The sequence below is a fragment of the Nitrosospira sp. Nsp18 genome (assembly GCF_900103145.1).
Taxonomy (GTDB): domain Bacteria; phylum Pseudomonadota; class Gammaproteobacteria; order Burkholderiales; family Nitrosomonadaceae; genus Nitrosospira.
On the sequence record NZ_FMWY01000021.1, the window covers coordinates 12868 to 32487 of the forward strand.

Sequence of the window (19620 nt, forward strand, 5' to 3'; positions counted from 1 at the left end):
ATCCACGCCGAAGCTTGTCCACGTTTGCTCAATCATCCTTCCAACGGCTGACTGAGCAAACGACGTGCCTGATTCGTTTGTTGGCTATCGTACAGAACGCATCTACGAGATGAACCAGACTAAGGTTCCGCATCCTGGAGTTTCGCCGGGATCAACTGAGGACGGAAGTCCAAGGAGCCTGATCCTTGAATACGCCGGCACAATTGACTGAGGTTTGGCCTCTGGTAGCCTACTTCCTTCTCGTCATCGCGCTGATGGGCGTAATCCTGTTGCTTTCTTATGTCATTGGTGAACGTCACCAGGCTAGGGTGGCGGATGAGCCGTTCGAGTCCGGTATTGTCACCGTTGGTTTTGCGCGATTGCGGCTGTCTGCCAAGTTTTATCTGATCGCAATGTTCTTTGTGATCTTCGACGTGGAAGCTGTGTTCCTCTTTGCCTGGGCGGTCGCTTTTCGCGAACTGGGCTGGGCTGGGTATATCGAGGTGGTTATCTTCGTTGGTGTTCTGGGCGCAGCACTGGCTTATTTATGGATGCTGGGCGCGCTGGATTGGAGTTCCAGCGGACATCGTTCCAATGGGAAGAGGGGGATCGAACGATGCGATGGTCACTGAGCAAGGCAACCAGGGCAGCCGAGCCAACTGGGCCAATCGAGTCCCGCGAGCCCGCTGAGTCAACTGAGCCAACTGAGCCGCCACACCACAAGTCGGTTATGCGCAGTAATCATGGTATTGAAGAAGACGGGCAACGCAGTGTATTGCTGGCGCGGCTGCAAGACCTCATTGCGTGGGGTCGAAAAAATTCCGTCTGGCCTTACAACTTCGGTCTCTCGTGTTGTTACGTGGAAATGGCCACGAGCTTCACCAGCAAGTATGACATTGCGCGGTTCGGCGCCGAAGTGATCCGCGCCTCACCTCGTCAGGCGGACTTGATCGTCATCTCTGGCACCGTATTCATGAAGATGGCCCCAGTGATCCAGCGGCTTTATGACCAAATGCTGGAACCGCGCTGGGTGATTTCGATGGGCTCCTGCGCCAACTCCGGGGGCATGTACGATATCTACAGCGTGGTACAGGGGGTGGATGCGTTCATCCCGGTGGATATTTATGTTCCAGGATGTCCGCCTCGTCCGGATGCATTCATGCAGGGCTTGAATCTGCTCCAGGATGCGATTGGCAAGGAAAGGCGTCCGCTGAGCTGGGTCATCGGCCCGCAAGGGGTCGAACGGTCGGACCGGTTATCGCAGCGGGATATCAACAGAGCCCGGAGAATGCGCGAGACCGTACTGCGTAGTCCCGACGAGGTTTGAACCTTGAGCGAGACTTCATCCAGCGTTGTCCTGGAACAGGACGTTCCCGATATTCTTGCGGAATTGAAGGATCGCTTTTGCGCGGCAATCGGGGCCACGCAGGAAACCTGCGATGGCATGCCGACGCAGTGGGTAGCGAGGAACAGCGTGTGCGATGTTTTGCGCTACCTGAAACTGGAGGTGCAGCGTCCTTATCGCATGCTGTATGACCTTACTGCCATCGACGAGCGCACCCGCATTCACCGGAGCGATCAGCCGTCGAGTGATTTCACTGTAATTTATCACTTGCTGTCGTTCGAGCGCAATGCGGACATCCGCCTCAAGCTCGCGCTTTCTGCCGACGATTTGCTGGTGCCCACCATTACCGGCATCTGGCCTGCAGCGAACTGGTATGAGCGAGAGATATGGGATATGTTCGGCATCGTTTTCACGGGGCATCCACACTTGCGCCGTATCCTGTTGCCCCCCTGGTGGAAAGGCCACGCGCTACAAAAGGACCATCCCGCTCGCGCCACGGAAATGGAACCTTTCCGGTTACCGCAGGATAAGGAGGATGCTGAGCAGGAGATGCTACGCTTCCATCCGGAAGAGTGGGGAATGCGGCGTGCACATGAAAGCACCGATTTCATGTTTCTCAACCTGGGACCCAACCACCCATCGGTGCACGGCGTCTTTCGCATCGTATTGCAACTCGATGGGGAAGAAATCATCGACGCCGTGCCCGATATAGGCTTTCATCATCGCGGCGCGGAAAAAATGGGTGAGCGTCAGTCCTGGCACACTTACATCCCCTATACCGACCGTGTCGACTATCTGGGAGGGGTGATGAACAACCTCCCTTACGTGCTGGCGGTAGAAAAACTGGCGGGCATCGAAGTGCCCGAGCGCGTAAAGGTAATACGCGTGATGATGGCTGAATTTTTCCGCATCGCGAGCCATCTGGTGTTCTATGGGACTTATGCGCAGGATCTGGGCGCGTTATCGCCTGTATTTTTCATGTTCACCGACCGGGAGCGGGTATTCGATATCGTCGAGGCTATTTGCGGCGGCCGCATGCACCCGAGTTGGTATCGCATTGGCGGCGTGGCGCAGGATCTGCCTGATGGGTGGGACCGACTGGTGCGCGACTTCCTCGATTATCTCCCCCCCCGGCTCGACGAGTATGACAAGATCGCGCTGGGCAATCGCATCCTCAAGGCGCGCAGCCGCGGTATCGGTACGTATACAGTGGATGAGGCGATTGAGTGGGGCGTGACGGGGCCGGGTCTGCGTGCCTGCGGTTTTGCATGGGATTTTCGCAAGGAGCGGCCTTACTCGGGCTACGAGCAGTTCGATTTCGATATACCCACCGGGCAACACGGCGATTGCTATGACCGCTGCGCAGTGCGCGCCGAGGAGATTCGCCAGAGCCTGCGCATCATCGAGCAATGCCTCAACCATATGCCGGCGGGAGCTTATAAGGCGGATCATCCGTTGACTACGCCGCCGCTCAAGAAGTACACCTTGCGCGACATCGAAACCCTCATCAATCATTTTCTGGGCGTGAGTTGGGGGCCGGTCATCCCGCCGGGCGAAGCATTCGTCGGCATCGAGGCGACCAAAGGCAACAATGGCTATTACCTGATCAGCGACGGCAGCACCGTGGCCTACCGCGTGCGTATCCGCACACCTTCTTTTCCGCACCTGCAAATGATTCCCCTGATCAGTCGCGGGCTGATGATTTCCGATCTGATTGCCATTCTGGGTAGCATTGATTTTGTCATGGCCGACGTGGACCGTTGAGGCGTAGATGCTGAGCGAAGAGGAAAAACAGGAAATAGAGGCGCAGTCGCAACACTACCCGACGACGCGGGCGCTGTGTATCGAAGCACTCAAGATCGTACAGGAGCACCGTGGGTGGGTGTCGGACGAAGGCATTGCGGACGTGGCTGAGGCGTTGCAAATGGCGGCGGCGGAATTGGAGGGAGTGGCAACTTTCTACAATATGATTTTTCGGAAACCGGTGGGCAGGCACGTGATCTTGCTGTGCGACAGCGTGAGTTGCTGGATCATGGGTTATGACCGGTTGCGTGAACATTTGCAGGCAAGGTTGGGTATCGGTCTGGGCGAGACCACCGCCGATGGCTGCTTTACTTTACTGCCGAATGTATGCCTTGGCGCCTGCGACCACGCGCCGGCGATGATGATAGACAGCACCCATTATCAGGACCTGGACCCTGACAGGCTGGATGAAATTCTCGCGAAATACCGGATGGAAGAAATAAGGGAAGAAAAAAAGGAAAAAAGAGAGCCCGCTGATGGAAACACCGCTGACCCATAACATCGCACCGGGAAAAATGCCGCCCGATCTCGCGCAGTATGAAAAGGCGGGAGGCTACGCGGCGCTGCGCAAAGCGCTGCGTATGGCGCCGGGCGACGTGACCGCGATAGTGAAAGAGGCAAACCTGCGCGGACGCGGCGGCGCAGGTTTTCCGACCGCGCAGAAATGGAGTTTAGTGCCGGTGGGGGACGACGCGCCCCATCCCAAATACTTTATCTGCAACGCGGACGAGATGGAGCCCGGTACGTTCAAGGACCGCCTGTTGCTCGAAGGCGACCCGCACCAGTTGATAGAAGGCATGATCGTAAGCGCGTATGCGATTCAAGCCGATATCGCCTACATTTTCCTGCGCTGGGCTTACAAGCTGGCAGCGCAGCGGTTGGAGCAGGCAATCGCCGAAGCGTACCGCCAGGGTTATCTGGGCAGGAATATCGCTGGTTCGACGTACAGCCTGAAGCTTCATCTCCACGTCAGCGCGGGGCGCTACATGTGCGGCGAAGAGACCGCGTTGCTTAACGCACTCGAGGGCAAGCGCGCCAACCCGCGGGCCAAGCCACCCTATCCCCAGATAAGCGGTCTATGGGGTAAGCCCACCGTCGTCAACAATGTCGAAACGCTATGCTGCGTGCCGCATATCGTGAACAAGGGCGCCGCATGGTTTAAAAACCTGAGCCGTAGCGGCGATGGCGGCACCAAGCTATATGGCGTGAGCGGAAGAGTGAAGAAACCAGGACTGTGGGAATTGCCGATGGGTACGCCCATCCGCGAAATCCTGGAAGAACACGCGGGGGGGATGCGGGATGGATACCGCTTCCGTGGTCTGCTGCCTGGGGGGGCGTCTACAGATTTCATGATCGCTGACCATCTTGATGTGGCAATGGATTTCGACTCAATGCAGGCGGCAGGTAGCCGCCTGGGTACCGGTACCATGATTATCCTCGACGACAAGACCTGCCCGGTCGGCATTCTGCACAATCTGGAACACTTCTTCGCGCAGGAATCGTGCGGGTGGTGCACGCCTTGCTGGTCGGGCCTGTCCTGGGTGGAACAGATACTGAAAGGCCTGGAAGACGGCGAAGGGCAAGCCTCGGATCTGGAACGGCTCCAGTCTCATGCGCGCCTGCTGGGTCCGGGGCATACGTTTTGCGCACTGGCGCCAGGCGCCGCAGAACCATTGCAAAGCGGCCTCAAGTATTTCCGCGACGATTTCGACCGGCACATCCGCGAGAAGCGCTGCCCTTGGAGGTCCTAAAGGTGAAGATGGCGACGATCCTTATCGACAATCGACCTTACCCGGTGAAAGAGGGAGAAAATCTGCTGCAACAATGTCTTTCGCTGGGGTTCAACCTCCCGTATTTTTGCTGGCACCCCGCATTAGGCTCGGTAGGCGCGTGTCGCCAGTGCGCCATCAAGCAGTTCAAGAACGAAGGGGACAAGCACGGCAGGATTGTCATGGCCTGCATGACGCCAGCCACAGACGGTGCCCGCATCTCGATCGAGGATCCCGAGGCGCGGGAATTCCGCGCAAGCATAATCGAATGGCTGATGATCAATCATCCGCACGACTGCCCGGTGTGCGATGAGGGCGGCGAATGCCATCTGCAGGACATGACGATCATGACGGGGCATACTTATCGCCGTTATCGCGGCCGGAAGCGTACATTTCACAACCAGAACCTGGGACCTCTCGTTAACCACGAGATGAACCGCTGCATCCAGTGCTACCGCTGCACACGCTTTTACCGCGACTACGCGGGCGGACGCGATTTCGATGCGCTGGTGCTGCGCAACGAGGTCTACTTTGGGCGTCACCAGGACGGGACTCTCGAAAGCGAGTTCAGCGGGAATCTGGTGGAGGTGTGTCCTACCGGTGTTTTTACCGACAAGTCCCTGAAGCAGCATTACACGCGCAAGTGGGATTTTCAGACAGCGCCTTCCGTATGCGTGCACTGCGGGTTGGGCTGCAACACCATCCCCGGCGAACGCTACGGCACATTGCGTCGAATTCACAATCGTTTCAACGGTGCGGTCAACGGCTATTTTCTCTGTGACCGCGGGCGTTACGGGTACGACTTTGTCAACAGCGAGCGGCGCATCGGGCGACCGGCCTTGCGCAAAAACCGAAGCGAACCATTGCAGCCTGTCAGCAAAGGCGAAGCAGTGCAGTTTTTGGCCGAATTACTGGCTAATGGAACCAGGATAATTGGCATCGGGTCTCCGCGCGCCTCGATCGAAGCCAATTTTGCGTTACGCACGCTGGTTGGGCCCGAACGGTTTTATGCCGGCGTTTCCGAACAGGACGGTCGTCTGCTCGCTTCCATGCTCGATATTCTCAGGCAGGGGCCCGCCCGTTCGCCGTCATTGCACGAGGTGGAGCTTGCCGACGCCGTTCTGGTGCTCGGCGAAGATGTAACCAATACCGCACCCCTGCTGGCGCTAGCGCTACGCCAGTCGATTCGTCGCCAGCCGCAGAAAATAGCCGAGAAGATGCGCATTCCCCATTGGAACGACTATGCGGTGCGCACAGCGGTGCAGCAGGAGCAGGGGCCGCTATTTATCGCCGCCTTTGCCGACACCAAGCTCGACGATGTTGCTACGGAGATGTTTCGCGGGGTTCCCGACGATTTGGCCCGGCTCGGGTTTGCGGTGGCGCATGCGATCGATCCCAGGGCTCCGCCGGTACCGGACCTGCCCGATGCGATGCGGACGCTGGCCGACACTATTGCGAAAGCGCTAAAGGCTGCGGAACGCCCTCTCGTCGTTTCCGGCATGGGCTGCGCGAATGAGGCTCTCCTCGAGGCGTCAGCCGCGGTGGCGTGGGCGCTATGCAACACGGGGCATCCGGCGGAACTTTGCTTCGCGGTTCCCGAATGTAACAGTCTTGGCGCGGCAATGATCGGCGGCGCCAGTCTCGAATTGGCGTTCGAGACAGTGCTCGGCACCGCTGCCTATACAGGGGTCGCGGCCGACACCGTTATTATCCTGGAAAATGATCTTTATCACCGCGCTGACGCTGCAGCAGTAGATCGGTTCCTCGCGGCAGCAAGGAACGTTGTCGTTATTGACCACATCAGCCATGCGACCAGCGCGAGAGCGGACGTGGTGCTGCCAGCCGGAACTTTCGCCGAGACAGACGGCACGCTGGTGAATACTGAAGGCCGGGCGCAGCGCTTCTTTCAGGTGTTCGTCCCCCAGGGCGATATTCAGGAAAGCTGGCGTTGGGCGCAAGACCTCATAACGGCAGCCGGGGCTGATAAAGACGATCCCTGGCTGAACCTGGACCAGGTTACTGCCGCCTGCGCTGCTTCAATTCCAGGATTACAACCCATTTTGCGAGCTGCGCCGACGGCAAATTTTCGTATTGGCGGCCAGAAGGTCCCCCGCCAGCCACACCGTTACAGCGGGCGAACCGCCATGCTGGCGAACATCGACGTGCATGAACCCGAGCCACCCGAAGATCCGGATGCGCCACTCTCATTCTCGATGGAAGGATATCCGAACCATCCTCCTCCGGCGCTCAATCCGCGTTTTTGGGCACCCGGTTGGAACTCGGTACAGGCACTCAACAAATTTCAGGACGAGGTGGGGGGGGCGCTCACCGGCGGGGATCCGGGTGTGCGTCTGATCGAGCCGCTACCCGCCGGAAAAGTCGAGTACTTTACCAACATACCGTCAGCATTCGAGCGACGCGGGGGCGAATGGCTGGTTGTGCCGCTTCGTCATATCTTCGGCACAGAGGAGTTGAGTGCGCTCGCGCCTGCGCTTGCAGAGCTTGCGGCAAAGCCATACCTTGCGCTCAATCCAGACGATGCGGCGGAGCTCGGCCTTGCCCCCGGGGATGACTCGCAAATGCAGTTACAACGGAATCCCAGCCAGACGTATAGGCTGCCGGTGCGGTTGGAGCCCGGGTTGCAGCGCGGCTCGGCCGGCCTGCCTGTCGGTTTGCCGCCATTGGCCGGAATCGAGATGCCGGCATGGGGCAAGGTGACAAGGGCGGGGAAGGAGACTTTATCATGAGCGAACTGGCTCTTGCCTGGTCAAACGTGATCCTGATTCTGGCCGTTGTATTCAGTTTCGCGGCGCTGCTATCCTGGATCGAGCGTCGCCTGCTTGGCGTCTGGCAGGACCGCTATGGGCCGAACCGGGTGGGTCCGTTCGGTTTGCTGCAGATCGCTGCCGATGCGATTAAGCTCCTCAGCAAGGAAGACTGGGTTCCGCCGTTTGCTGAAAAAGCCTTGTTCGTGCTGGCGCCGGTAATCATCGCCATCACCACGCTGCTTGCGTTCGCCGTAGTGCCCGTTGCGCCGGGCATCGGCGTAGTCGATCTGAACATTGGTTTGTTATTTTTCCTCGCCATGTCTTCGCTGGGGGTCTACAGCATTGTTCTGGGCGGATGGGCCTCGAATAACAAATACTCGCTGCTGGGAGGGTTCCGGGCGGCAGCGCAAATGTTGAGCTATGAAGTCTTCATGGGGCTTTCCCTGATGGGCGTGGTCATGCTGGCCGGCTCGTTCAACCTGCGCGATATCGTCGCGGCGCAGGGAGACTTGTGGTTTTGTGTTCCGCAGATCCTCGGGCTTATAACCTTTACCGTTGCCGGCATTGCCGAGGCGCGCCGGCTGCCTTTCGATTTGCCGGAGGCGGAAAACGAGTTGGTGGCCGGCTTTCACACCGAGTACTCGAGCATGAAATTCGGCCTGTTTTTCATTGGCGAATACGTCGGCGTCATTCTCATTTCCGCCATGATGGTGACACTGTTCTTTGGTGGCTGGCTTGGGCCGCTATTGCCTCCATTGATGTGGTTTCTGCTTAAAACCTTCATTGTCATCGGTTTCTTCATTCTTTTGCGCGCGTCGTTGCCGCGGCTCCGCTTCGATCAGCTGATGGCCTATGGCTGGAAAGTGATGCTGCCACTCACCCTGGTCAATTTGCTCGTGACAGGAGCAATCGTATTGGCATGGGAATCGTGAAAGCGCTGCGCGTGACCATGGCTTAAGGAGAAAAATGACATGTGGAATTCCCTGAAGACAATGTGGACCATCTTTTTGCACATGTTCCGGCGCCGGGTAACGATCCAGTACCCGGACGAAAAGCCTGTTATTCCGCCGCGCTGGCGCGGGCGCATCATCCTGAGCCGCGACCCTGACGGGGAAGAACGTTGTGTGGCCTGCTATCTCTGCGCCGCGGCGTGCCCGGTGGACTGCATCGCCCTCCAGGCTACGGAAGATCAATATGGCCGCCGTTACCCGTCATTTTTCCGCATCAATTTTTCACGCTGCATTTTCTGCGGCTACTGCGAGGAAGCGTGTCCCACCGATGCAATCCAGCTTACCCCGGATTTCGAAATGGGCGAATATGATCGGAAGAACCTGGTGTACGAAAAAGAGGATTTGTTGATCGACGGCACCGGGAAATATCCTGACTATAACTTCTACCGGATGGCGGGCCTTGCGATCAAGAACAAGGACAAGGGTGAGGCCGAGAACGAGGCGCCACCTGTGGATCCGCATCGCCTGTTGCCCTGAATTCCGAAGCAGATTTGGAAGTATGGAGCCGCAATGGAGTTCACATTTTATTTTTCCGGGGCCATCGCCATTGCTGCCACGCTGATGGTCGTCGTGGGCTTGAGCGCTGTGCATGCACTGCTCTACCTGATCGTCTCACTGCTCGCCGTGGCAATCGTATTCTATGTGCTGGGGGCACCCTTCGCCGCCGCACTGGAAGTCATCATTTACGCAGGCGCGATCATGGTGCTGTTCGTGTTTGTCATGATGATGCTCAACCTCGGCAAAGCAGCGGCGGCCAAGGAGCGGGACTGGCTGAATCCAGGCATGTGGAAGGGCCCAGCTGTCCTGGCGGCGCTGCTGCTGGCGGAGCTGCTTTATATCCTCACGCAAGACGGCCGCACACTCACCGGTACTGCCGTGGTGGATGCGAAGGAGGTCGGCATCATCCTTTTCGGTCCGTATCTACTGGGTGTTGAACTGGCTTCACTGCTGTTGCTGGCAGGATTGGTGGGAGCCTGTCATCTGGGATGGCACGAAGGCCGGCCCGGGAGTGGGGGCGACAATGAGAACGGCTGAGGCCATTGCCGCGATCCCCATGCATCACGGGCTGATGCTGGCGGCAATCCTGTTTGCATTGGGGATGATCGGTGTCCTGGTGCGGCGCAACCTGATTTTCATCCTGATGTCGATCGAGATCATGCTGAATGCGGCGGGGCTTGCCTTCGTGGTTGCAGGCGCCAGCTGGGGGCAGGCGGATGGCCAGGTGATGTTCATCTTTATCCTGTCGCTGGCGGCTGCTGAAGTTTCGGTCGGCCTGGCGTTGCTGCTGCTGCTGCATCGCCGCTTCCAGACGCTGGATGCGGACGCGGTCAGCAAGATGCGGGGATAACATGCTGTCCCTGCTCTGGCTTATTCCCACGCTGCCTCTGGCCGGTTTCCTGGTGCTGGCGCTTAGCGGAAGATATCTGGGGCATCGCAGTGTTGCGGTAATTGGGACGAGCTCGGTGGCTCTCTCAGCACTCATCGCCATCCTGATCGGGATAGACTTCATCGCTGCGCCACCGCCAGGCTTTGTCTTTCGGCAGGAAGCATGGACCTGGATTGCCGTGGCCGGTTTCTCCCCGAGGATCGGCTTTTATCTCGACGCGTTATCACTGGTAATGGTCCTGGTCGTGACCGTCATCAGTTTCCTGATCCACCTCTATTCCACGGAATTCATGATTGACGATGAGGGCTACGCACGCTTTTTCGCCTACATGAATCTCTTTGTCGGCTCGATGTGTATCCTGGTTCTTGCCGACAATCTGCTGTTTCTTTACCTTGGCTGGGAAGGGGTGGGACTTTGCAGTTACCTGCTCATCGGATTCTGGTATCGGGACTCCGCCAACGGGCGCGCGGCGCGCAAAGCGTTTATCGTAACCCGTATTGGCGATACCGCTATGGCGCTCGGCCTTTTTCTGCTGTTTACCCATCTGGGGACCCTTGATATCCAGCCGTTGATGCAGCGTGTGACGCAGCAGTGGCCGGAGGGGTCGGAACTCGCTATTCTCGCTGCAGCGCTTCTGCTTGGCGGTGCGGTGGGCAAATCTGCCCAGCTCCCGCTACAGACCTGGCTGCCTGACGCAATGGCCGGTCCCACGCCGGTGAGCGCGCTGATGCATGCTGCGACGATGGTAACGGCGGGCGTCTATCTGATCGCCCGCACACATGTGCTCTTTTCGCTTGCGCCACCCGTACAACTGGCGGTAGCAGTAATAGGCGCGCTTACCCTGCTGCTGGCGGGGTTCAGTGCACTTGCCCAAAAAGACATCAAGCGCGTACTCGCGTATTCGACCATCAGCCAGATCGGCTATATGTTCCTCGCGCTAGGGGTGGGCGCCTGGTCGGCAGCCATCTTTCACCTGATGACTCACGCCTTCTTCAAGGCTCTGCTGTTCCTGAGCGCAGGTGTAGTCATCATGAGCCTGCGCGAGGAACATGATATTTTCCGGATGGGTGGGCTGAGGAAAAAACTTCCAGTTGCATTCTGGACTTTTCTGATTGGCAGCGCATCGCTCGCGGCGTTGCCGCTCGTTACTGCGGGCTTCTACAGCAAGGACCTGATTCTTTGGCAGACCTGGTCACTGGCAGGAGGGAATCCATGGTTATGGGCCGCGGGATGGACAGGTGCAATACTGACCGGCCTCTACATCTTTCGAGTAGTGTTCCTCGTCTTTTTTGGCGAGGCGAGGACTGCGATGCCTCCCGAAACCAGACGGCCAGGGCTGCGCATAACTATACCGCTTATAGTTCTTTCCGCACTTTCTCTAGTCGGCGGATGGATTGAAACTCCACCTTTTCTCGGCAATTTAACGCTGTTTTCCGATTTCGTTCAGCATGCCTTGCCGCCGGCTCGGGTCGCTCATGACGGTAAAAATGACGAAACCATTCTGGAACTGCTGGCAATTGCTGCCTCTCTTGGCAGCATCGCGTTGGCGTACCTCTTGTTTTTGAGATATCCCGCCTTTCTCCATGGGCTGATGCTGATCCCGGCATTGGCAAGAATCCGGAAGTTCTGGCATTTTGGCTGGGGTTTCGACTGGTTTTACGAGTTCCTGTTCGTCCGGCCCTATATCTGGCTTGCGTACGCCGATCGGAACGACGTGATCGACAATATCTACAAAATGGCGATTTCATTCACACTGAGGTGGCTCCAGAAGGTCGATCGGCGCGACGTGATCGACTATATCTACAGCGGTCTGGCCGAGCTTTGTCTGTTTCTCTATCGCGCCTTGAGTGCAACGCAAAGCGGACAGGTACGCCGTTATGCGGCCGCGGTAGCCGCCGGATCGATCGGTATTATATTCATCGGGATATTCGCATGATTCTCTCCACATTAATTTTCATCCTGGTGGCCGGCGGCGTGCTGTCATGGGTGGCTGAACGCTGGCGCCCAGGCTCTGCGAAGTGGGTTGCGCTGGCTACGGTGGGCATCGAGCTCGTATTGACCATATGGCTTTGGCTGCAGTCTGCCAGCGCTATGGCTCTTCCCGCTCACGGAGGGTGGCTTGCCGAGACCAGGGCGGAGTGGATTCCGCGTTTCGGAGTGAGCTTTCATCTGGCCATGGATGGAATAAGCCTCATCCTGGTCGTGCTGACCGCTTTTCTGGGGGTGGTGTCGGTGGCATGTTCCTGGACGGAAATTCAGGAGCGTGCCGGGTTCTTTTACTTCAACCTGCTATTGACTCTGGCAGGGGCGGTCGGCGTATTCCTTGCACTGGACCTGTTTCTGTTTTTCTTTTTCTGGGAGCTGATGCTGGTGCCGATGTATTTCATGATTGCGATCTGGGGCCATGAGAAGCGGCAGTATGCATCGATCAAGTTTTTCATTTTCACCGAGGGGAGCGGTCTGTTCATGCTGGTGGCGATTCTTGCGCTGGTATTCATCCACTACCGCAGCACCGGAGTCCTGACATTCGATTATTTCGAGCTGTTGAATACGGCCATGTCTCCTTCCACCGAGCTGTGGATCATGCTCGGCTTCTTCATTGCATTCGCGATCAAGACGCCCATCGTGCCATTTCACACCTGGCTGCCGGACGCACATACCGAGGCGCCGACAGCAGGAAGCGTGATTCTTGCAGGGGTGCTACTGAAAACCGGAGCCTACGGGCTATTACGCTTCGTTGTTCCGCTATTTCCCGAAGCGGCGGGCTATTTTGCCCCGGTGGCGATGACGTTGGGAGCAATCGGAATTCTCTATGGGGCTTTCCTGGCGTTCGCCCAGACAGATTTCAAGCGCCTCGTGGCCTACACCAGCGTGAGTCACCTGGGCTTTGCGGTGGTCGGGATATTCGCCTGGAATCCCTGGTCGCTTGGGGGGGCCGTGATGCAAATGATCGCGCACGGCGTCAGTACGGGAGCGCTGTTTGTAATTGCTGGCATTTTGCAGGAACGGGCGCACACCCGCGATATGCATCGCTTTGGAGGCGTGTGGAGCGTCATGCCGCGCCTGGCGGCAATGGGATTGTTTTTTGCCATTGCCGCGCTTGGGCTGCCGGGAATGGGTAATTTCGTCGGGGAATTCCTGGTACTGATGGGATTATCCAGCGTCAACAGCGTGCTGGCGTCCGTCGCGGCCGTGGCATTCGTAACCAGTGTCGTGTATGGGCTTGCGCTCGTGCAGAAAATTTTTCATGGCGAGAATACGCATGATTGGCAACTAAGTGATCTGTCAGGCCGAGAAATGGCGACCCTGTATTCAATGGCGGCCATTACCCTATGGCTGGGGCTGTACCCGCAGCCGGTGCTTGATACGGCAGCGCTCGCCATCGATGGTCCGCGGAACATTGCGACCGGGCAATATCACTCGGGTGCCGAATGATCCTGACGCACTCCGATCTGATGGTCTTGCTGCCGCTCATCATCGTTGCGGCAAGTGCGGTATCGGTGATGCTCGTCGCCGGTTTTTATCGCCGCTCGCAGCCAGTGATGGTGCTGACGCTGCTTGGACTGATTATCTCCCTTGCGGCGTTGCCTTTGGCGGCGAGCGTCGGGCCGCGCCAGGTTACCCCGCTACTGATCCTGGATAACTACGCGCTGTTCTACATGGGCCTCATCTTTGCTGCAACCTTTGTCGTTACTATTCTTTGCTATCGCTATTTCGGCGGCCGGGAAAGCCATCATGGAGCTCTTTATATCCTGCTGCTGCTGGCTGCGCTCGGCGGTGCGGTGCTGGTGGCGAGCAGCCATTTCGCCTCGCTTCTGCTCGGGTTGGAGTTGCTCAGCGTTTCGCTTTTTGCGCTGATAGCCTACCCCCGAAGCGCCGAGCGTCCGCTTGAAGCAGGCATTAAATACCTGATTCTGGCAGGTTTTTCTTCCGCATTCCTGTTGTTCGGCATGGCGTTGATCTACGCGCAATTGGGTACGATGCAGTTCGCGCAAATCGGCGCCATGCCTGCCGTCTTTGAGCAAGAGCTCGGCGCTTATGGACTTACCGGGCTTGCGCTGATCCTGGTTGGCGCCGGATTCAAGCTCGCGCTGGTGCCCTTTCATATGTGGACCCCAGACGTGTATGAAGGTGCGCCCGCACCGATATCCGCGTTTATCGCAACGGTTTCGAAAGGTGCCGTGCTTGCCATGCTGCTACGTTATTTCATCGTGGCGGACGCGCACCAGTCGCAATCCATCGTTATGGCGCTGAGCCTGGTCGCGGTCGTTACGATACTGGCAGGAAACCTGCTCGCATTGCGCCAGGACAACATCAAGCGGATTCTTGCCTATTCGTCGATCGCGCAGCTTGGGTACCTGCTGGTCGGGTTTCTGGCGTTTGGCTCGATGGCGGTCGAGGCAGTATCCTATTACCTTGCAGCCTATTTCGTTACCATGCTCGGCGCTTTTGGTGTTGTTACCGTATTGTCCAGGGGCACGCCGGATCAGGACAGCGATATGCTCACTGATTATGCCGGCTTGTTCTGGCGCAGGCCCTGGCTCGCCGGCGTATTTACCGCCATGCTGCTGTCACTGGCCGGGATTCCGCTGACGATGGGGTTCATTGGCAAGTTCTACCTGCTTGCAGCCGCAGTCGGTGCCTCCTTGTGGCTGCTCGTCATCGTTCTGGCGATTGGCAGCGCGATCGGGCTGTATTACTATTTGCGCGTTATTGCAGTCATGTGCGCATATAACCCGGAGACAATTCCTGAACAAGGCACATCCGCGGTACCGGCTTCGCTGGCGGAAAGTGTAACACTGGCGTTGCTGGCATTACTTCTGATAGGGCTGGGCGTTTCTCCGGGCCAGTTCATCCACGTGCTGGAAACGACGGTTGCGCATCTGACTTGATTATATTTATAGCTGTACTCATAGCTTCAGTGATTCTACATATCCGGTCATTTCAAAATAGCCGCGGCCCGCAGGCCTGCCGTCGCGGCTGATCCTGACCGCGCCTTCCCAATAAACGGCCCCTGTCGATTGCCGCGAATCGAGCTCCTGGTCGTCTTGCAGCGGCGTAAGCAGCCATACGGTCGAGCCGGTTTGAATTCGCATTTCTACCGGATAAACAGCGTCGGTGTGGGGGGAGCGCCAGGTACGCTGCGGCTGGAAGCTCACCTGTTCTGGCTCAAACCGTGTAAAGTGGCCCGCAGCATCCCGGATTCCGGCGTATGCCCATACTTTACGACCGTCTTTCCCGCGAATCAGAAATGCCATCAGGGAAGAGCCGTCGTCGAGGTTGGCCCCTACCCAATCCCACCCCTCGGCGCTGGGATCGAGATAGGCGGTGGACCACTCATGGTCGAGCCAGGCAATACCTTTGACCGCCATCTCCTTATCGTTGTGAGTAACGGTTCCTGTTACTTGCAGTTGCGGTTCACTATAATAATAACTGGCTTGTTCCGGTCGCGGCCCTTTGTGTGAAAACCCGTTGTCATCCTGCAGCATTGGCTTTTGCGTGGGTGTCAGCGAGAAGCGCAACGTGAAGTCTCGCGCCTTTATAGTCGTCTGGTAGCGTCCGTTTTCTTCGCGCAGCATGTACCAATCGCCCAGTTTTACATCCGTATCGCCTTCTTTGGTATAAGCCAGGCCGAGGCCCTCGCGCGCGCTTTTCTGGTCGTGCAGCAGTTTACCTATCTCAGGGTCCGATAACGCCGCATGTGCAATGATGAGTTGATTCGGAGCAAAGCGGCTCGGATTGCTCCGGTTGTGTTCGGTTGCCACACGGAAAAACGTGACCTGGAAGCCGAGTGGTTTTTTATCCGGTGTTTCCAGCCAACCCGTGACATACCACCACTCGTTGCGGAAGTCGGGATGGGCCCCAAAATCCTGCGGAAAGACGAGGGGCACATCCGGGACAACCTGGGAAAACCTGGGCGGCTCAGCAGAGGCGCGTGTCGCCAGGAACCCGGCTATCAATAACGTAACGGCCAAGCTCAGTAGTCGCGTCGATTTCCTCGCAATGCCGAAGAGCCGGCATTTCCGCTTGCGAGAAGAGCCGATATGGGCAGCGCTGCATTTCAAAATTTCCATCACCAATCCTCCCTTACTGCACGTATTGCGTTGCCTGATACCGCATGGCGGCCCGATAGCAGCGCGGTCAAAGCGGCCGATGCCGTTAATACGAAGGCTACGGCCAGCAATCCTCTCCATGGCATGTTCAACTGCATGGTCCAGTGGAATGATTGAGGGTTGACAATGAAGACGAGAATCAGGCTGATGCAACCGCCAAGCGCGAAGCCGAGCACAATGCCAAGCACGGTAACCAGGCCTCCTTCTACCGCCAGCATCGACAGGATCTGGCGGCGGGTCGCGCCGATGTGGCGCAGCATGCCGAATTCCTTGCCGCGTGCTAAAGCTTGCGCCGAAAAACTTGCTGCCACTCCGAGGAGGCCTATGACGATCGCAACCATTTCCAGCAGGTAGGTCACCGCAAAGCTTCGGTCGAAAAAGTTCAGGCTGGAGGCGTATATTTCTCCGGGTTCGGAGAATTCCAGCGCATCGCCGAACGGCAGGCGTTTCATCGATGCAATCGCCTGCTCAGGTGTAACGCCCTCTTGCAGCCAAAGCGCAGCATCATTTACCTTGTTGTCCCCGGACAGCGCCTGGTAATCCGCCAGTCGCATCTGTATCGCGCCGAATTGCCGCCCATAATCGCGCCATACCCCGGCAACGACGAAAACGGGAGAAGGTGTTGCTATTGGCAACGTTACCCGTGTGCCTGGCGTATAGCCATATAGATCAACCATTGCTTCAGATACCCAGATCGGTATCGCGTCCTTCGGAAGCAGGGCAGGCAGGATCGCCTCGCCCGTTATCGGCAGGGTATTGCCCGGATCGGCCGCGTCAATGGGGCGAGCCATCAGCGCGATGCTGGGGCGGCGTGGATCGAGCGTCAGTTGGGACGAGCGGAAAAAGTCTGCACGAGAGATACCGGGCAGGGCCGCGAGCGCTTCCTTTTCAACTGGGGTAAGGCCACGCGTATCTCCGCTCGTTGCCGTCTTTACGTATAACTGGGCTGGCAGGATATGTTTCAACCAATCGTCGACCGAAACGCGAAAACTGGAGACCATGATTGCCATCGATACCATCAGCGTAAAGCTGGCCAGGACGCCGCCCAGCGCGATAGAGGCCTGGTTGGGGGCATTGGCCAACCGGGCCAGCGCCAATAACGGCATGGCTCGGGATGTGCGTTTGCTTATCGCGGAAAATACAGCGGAGAAAATCAATGCTGACAGACGCGGCATGAGCGCAATACCGCCTATCAGCAACAGCACCACCGCAAGATAGCCAAAGATCGGCAATTCAAAAATTGGGGGCAACTGCGTGAGCACCCCCGCCAACGCCAGACATACTATGGCAGGCCAGGACGTGGCCAATTTCGAGAGCGCGGCATCTTCACTACCGGATTTCAGCGCCGGCGCCGGTTTGGCGGTTGCTGCTTCCCAGGCCGGCGCGGCACTACCCAGCAAGGTGGTGCTTAGCCCCAGAAAAAAAAGGAACGTCGCTACCACCGGGTCAAAATGCACGCTCGGTTTCACTCCTGAAAAAAATCCGCTTCCCAGGTCTCCGCCAAAAACATGCAACGCGGTAGCGGCCGCTACGTAACCCAGGGCGAGGCCCAACAGCGAACCAACGATGCCAAGGGCGCCGCCCTCAAGCAGAATTTGACCCAACAGTTGCCGCCGTGTTAGTCCGAGTACACGCAACAAAGCGAATTGATGGCGCCGCCGAACGACCGAAAGCGCCTGCGTCGAAAATACCAGGAATGTGCCGGTGAACAGCGCCACCATGGCGAGCATGTTCAGGTTGACGCGATAAGCGCGCGACATGTTGGCAACGCGGGTTTCCTGATCTGCAGGTTCCGTGACCAGAAATTGTCCGCGCAGTTTCAGTTCCTGTTCAAGCGCCGCTTTGAATGGGGCATGACCGATACCTCGCACCAGTTTCAATTCGATGCGCGATAACTGGCCGATACGCTGGAAGCGCCATTGCGCCGCGCCGATATCCATCACGCCGATGCGTTGCCCGGCGCGGGCTCGCGTCAAACCGCCGGCAACCCGTAGTGTGATAGCTTGGGTTCCGACACGTAATTGCAGCGGGTCGCCTAATTTTACGCCCAGCCATTCCATTGCCGCAGGAGACAGGAAGATGGCGTCATCCGCCAGGATATCGAAGAGTTTGTCTTCGGCCGGGATGCCGATCAGGTCCGGCGTCATGACCGAGGCGCGAAAAATATCCAGCCCGAGAATTTTCAGGGTGGCGCCCTTGTTTTCGTCGCGATTGCCGGGAATGGCGACATCGAGCTCCAACACCGGATTGGCGAGTTCGACACCCTCACGATCCACCAGAACCGGGAAAAGTGATTCGTCGAAGGTGGCTTGTGCGCCTCGCACCTGAAGGTCGGATTGACCGGAAATACTTCTGGCGGCGGCCGAAAATTCATTGAAGGCGGCCGCGTTGATCAGATGTATCGCAAACCCAAGCGCCACCCCTATCGCGATTGCGATGACGGCAACTGTGGCTTGCGACCGGTGGGCCCGCCATTCGCCCCACAACAACCAGCGGGACAGCGCGCCGCTATGCGTCAGCTTCGCCATCTGCTTTGGCGTGAAACTGCCGAACTTTCCGGATTTAATGGATGCAATCCATCTTTTGTCAGCACCAGCACGCGGTCTGCGGTTGCCGCCGCTGCGTGCGAGTGGGTAACAATAATGCCGGAGGCACCATTCGCCTTGATTTCGGCGCGCATTAGCGTGAGGATGTCGTGTGCCGTATCCGGGTCGAGGTTGCCCGTGGGTTCATCCGCCAGGATCAGCTTCGGGCGGTGAACCAGCGCCCGGGCGATTGCGACGCGCTGCAACTCGCCTCCCGACAGTTGGCGCGAGAAGTGGTCTCCTCTTCCGCTTAAGCCAACAGCGAACAGCATTTGCTCGGTTCGTTCCGTGGCCTCTTCAGCCTGGATACCGTTCAACAGCAAGGGCAGGGCGACGTTCTGGCTCAGCGTTAAATGCGGCAGGATGTGAAAAGCCTGAAAAATGAAGCCGAATTCCTTGCGTCGCAGTCGCGTTGCGGCATCGTCATCCAATGATGACATGGCGATGGCGTCAATCAGTACCTCACCCGAGTCCGGGGTATCCAAACCAGCGATCAGATTCAACAGTGTGGATTTACCGACGCCGGATTCGCCCATGATCGCTACATACTCGCCAGCGTCGAGAATATAGGATAGATCGGCTAACACTCGCCGTCCGCTCGCATAGGCTTTTCCGATATGGCGCAGTTCCAGCATGATGGACTCTAACTGCCCGCGTGCCGGATGGAGCGGTACGGAGCCATATACCGTAACGATGGCGATAACGATAGCTGCGCCGCATCCGCAAGGCAGGCATGATAAAAGACAGGAAATGAAAATTGCATGAGACTGTTCATTGGGAAGAAAGTCCTTATTGTAACCGCGTTAGTGTTTAAAGAACCTCCGGCTCCGGATAAGTCCCGTTATTGCCGGTCGGGCCCAG

Annotated in this window: 17 protein-coding genes; 14 read left to right on the plus strand and 3 right to left on the minus strand. The window is 57.7% G+C overall.

All coding sequences use genetic code 11. The features are described from left to right. Positions 1–185 precede the first annotated feature (185 nt). From ndhC to BLS94_RS10130, 13 genes are all read left to right on the plus strand, one after another. Positions 186–611, plus strand: a complete 426-nt coding sequence (gene ndhC / locus BLS94_RS10070; protein WP_256325379.1) for an NADH-quinone oxidoreductase subunit A — start codon at positions 186–188, stop codon at positions 609–611. Between the two features lie 98 nt (positions 612–709). After that, the gene (locus BLS94_RS10075; protein ID WP_090960479.1) at positions 710–1306 is read left to right on the plus strand and encodes a NuoB/complex I 20 kDa subunit family protein; all 597 of its coding nucleotides are present in this window, start codon (positions 710–712) and stop codon (positions 1304–1306) included. A gap of 3 nt (positions 1307–1309) precedes the next feature. Next, the gene (gene nuoC / locus BLS94_RS10080; RefSeq protein ID WP_176767855.1) at positions 1310–3088 is read left to right on the plus strand and encodes an NADH-quinone oxidoreductase subunit C/D; all 1779 of its coding nucleotides are present in this window, start codon (positions 1310–1312) and stop codon (positions 3086–3088) included. A gap of 7 nt (positions 3089–3095) precedes the next feature. After that, positions 3096–3626, plus strand: a complete 531-nt coding sequence (gene nuoE / locus BLS94_RS10085) for an NADH-quinone oxidoreductase subunit NuoE (protein WP_090960482.1) — start codon at positions 3096–3098, stop codon at positions 3624–3626. Continuing rightward, positions 3604–4878 carry an NADH-quinone oxidoreductase subunit NuoF gene (gene nuoF, locus BLS94_RS10090; protein WP_090960485.1) on the plus strand — a complete coding sequence of 425 codons (1275 nt, stop codon included), beginning with the start codon at positions 3604–3606 and terminating at the stop codon, positions 4876–4878. The genes nuoE and nuoF overlap by 23 nt, the downstream gene beginning before the upstream one ends. A gap of 8 nt (positions 4879–4886) precedes the next feature. Beyond that, entirely contained in the window at positions 4887–7643 is a 2757-nt protein-coding gene (gene nuoG / locus BLS94_RS10095; protein WP_090960574.1) for an NADH-quinone oxidoreductase subunit NuoG, read from the plus strand. Further along, positions 7640–8596: an NADH-quinone oxidoreductase subunit NuoH gene (gene nuoH, locus BLS94_RS10100; RefSeq protein ID WP_090960488.1), complete on the plus strand. Its 957-nt coding sequence runs from the start codon at positions 7640–7642 to the stop codon at positions 8594–8596. Before nuoG ends, nuoH begins: the two co-directional genes overlap by 4 nt. Before the next feature lie 39 nt (positions 8597–8635). After that, on the plus strand, positions 8636–9151 hold the full coding sequence (gene nuoI / locus BLS94_RS10105; RefSeq protein ID WP_090960491.1) for an NADH-quinone oxidoreductase subunit NuoI: 516 nt from the start codon (positions 8636–8638) through the stop codon (positions 9149–9151). Positions 9152–9184: 33 nt separating this feature from the next. Continuing rightward, positions 9185–9709: an NADH-quinone oxidoreductase subunit J gene (nuoJ, locus tag BLS94_RS10110; RefSeq protein WP_090960494.1), complete on the plus strand. Its 525-nt coding sequence runs from the start codon at positions 9185–9187 to the stop codon at positions 9707–9709. 4 nt (positions 9710–9713) lie between these two features. Then, a complete protein-coding gene (nuoK, locus tag BLS94_RS10115; protein WP_090960577.1) occupies positions 9714–10022 on the plus strand; it encodes an NADH-quinone oxidoreductase subunit NuoK in 309 nt (102 codons plus the stop codon). 1 nt (position 10023) lies between these two features. Further along, positions 10024–11997 (plus strand): NADH-quinone oxidoreductase subunit L, encoded by a 1974-nt coding sequence (nuoL, locus tag BLS94_RS10120; RefSeq protein ID WP_090960497.1) that lies wholly within the window; start codon positions 10024–10026, stop codon positions 11995–11997. Next, entirely contained in the window at positions 11994–13496 is a 1503-nt protein-coding gene (gene nuoM, locus BLS94_RS10125) for an NADH-quinone oxidoreductase subunit M (RefSeq protein ID WP_090960500.1), read from the plus strand. The genes nuoL and nuoM overlap by 4 nt, the downstream gene beginning before the upstream one ends. After that, positions 13493–14953 carry an NADH-quinone oxidoreductase subunit N gene (locus BLS94_RS10130; RefSeq protein WP_090960503.1) on the plus strand — a complete coding sequence of 487 codons (1461 nt, stop codon included), beginning with the start codon at positions 13493–13495 and terminating at the stop codon, positions 14951–14953. Before nuoM ends, BLS94_RS10130 begins: the two co-directional genes overlap by 4 nt. Positions 14954–14971: 18 nt before the next feature. Here BLS94_RS10130 and BLS94_RS10135 read toward each other — a convergent pair whose 3' ends face one another. The 3 genes from BLS94_RS10135 to BLS94_RS10145 are packed head-to-tail and all read right to left on the minus strand — an operon-like array spanning position 14972 to position 19394. Then, positions 14972–16135, minus strand: a complete 1164-nt coding sequence (locus tag BLS94_RS10135; RefSeq protein WP_090960505.1) for a lipocalin-like domain-containing protein — start codon at positions 16133–16135, stop codon at positions 14972–14974. After that, positions 16135–18702: an FtsX-like permease family protein gene (locus BLS94_RS10140; RefSeq protein ID WP_090960509.1), complete on the minus strand. Its 2568-nt coding sequence runs from the start codon at positions 18700–18702 to the stop codon at positions 16135–16137. The genes BLS94_RS10135 and BLS94_RS10140 overlap by 1 nt, the downstream gene beginning before the upstream one ends. Continuing rightward, positions 18690–19394 (minus strand): ABC transporter ATP-binding protein, encoded by a 705-nt coding sequence (locus BLS94_RS10145; protein WP_090960511.1) that lies wholly within the window; start codon positions 19392–19394, stop codon positions 18690–18692. Before BLS94_RS10145 ends, BLS94_RS10140 begins: the two co-directional genes overlap by 13 nt. On the opposite strand from BLS94_RS10145, the gene BLS94_RS15310 reads away from it, so the two are divergent. After that, entirely contained in the window at positions 19393–19524 is a 132-nt protein-coding gene (locus tag BLS94_RS15310; RefSeq protein ID WP_256325381.1) for a hypothetical protein, read from the plus strand. The two genes, BLS94_RS10145 and BLS94_RS15310, sit on opposite strands and share 2 nt — an antisense overlap. Positions 19525–19620 lie beyond the last annotated feature (96 nt).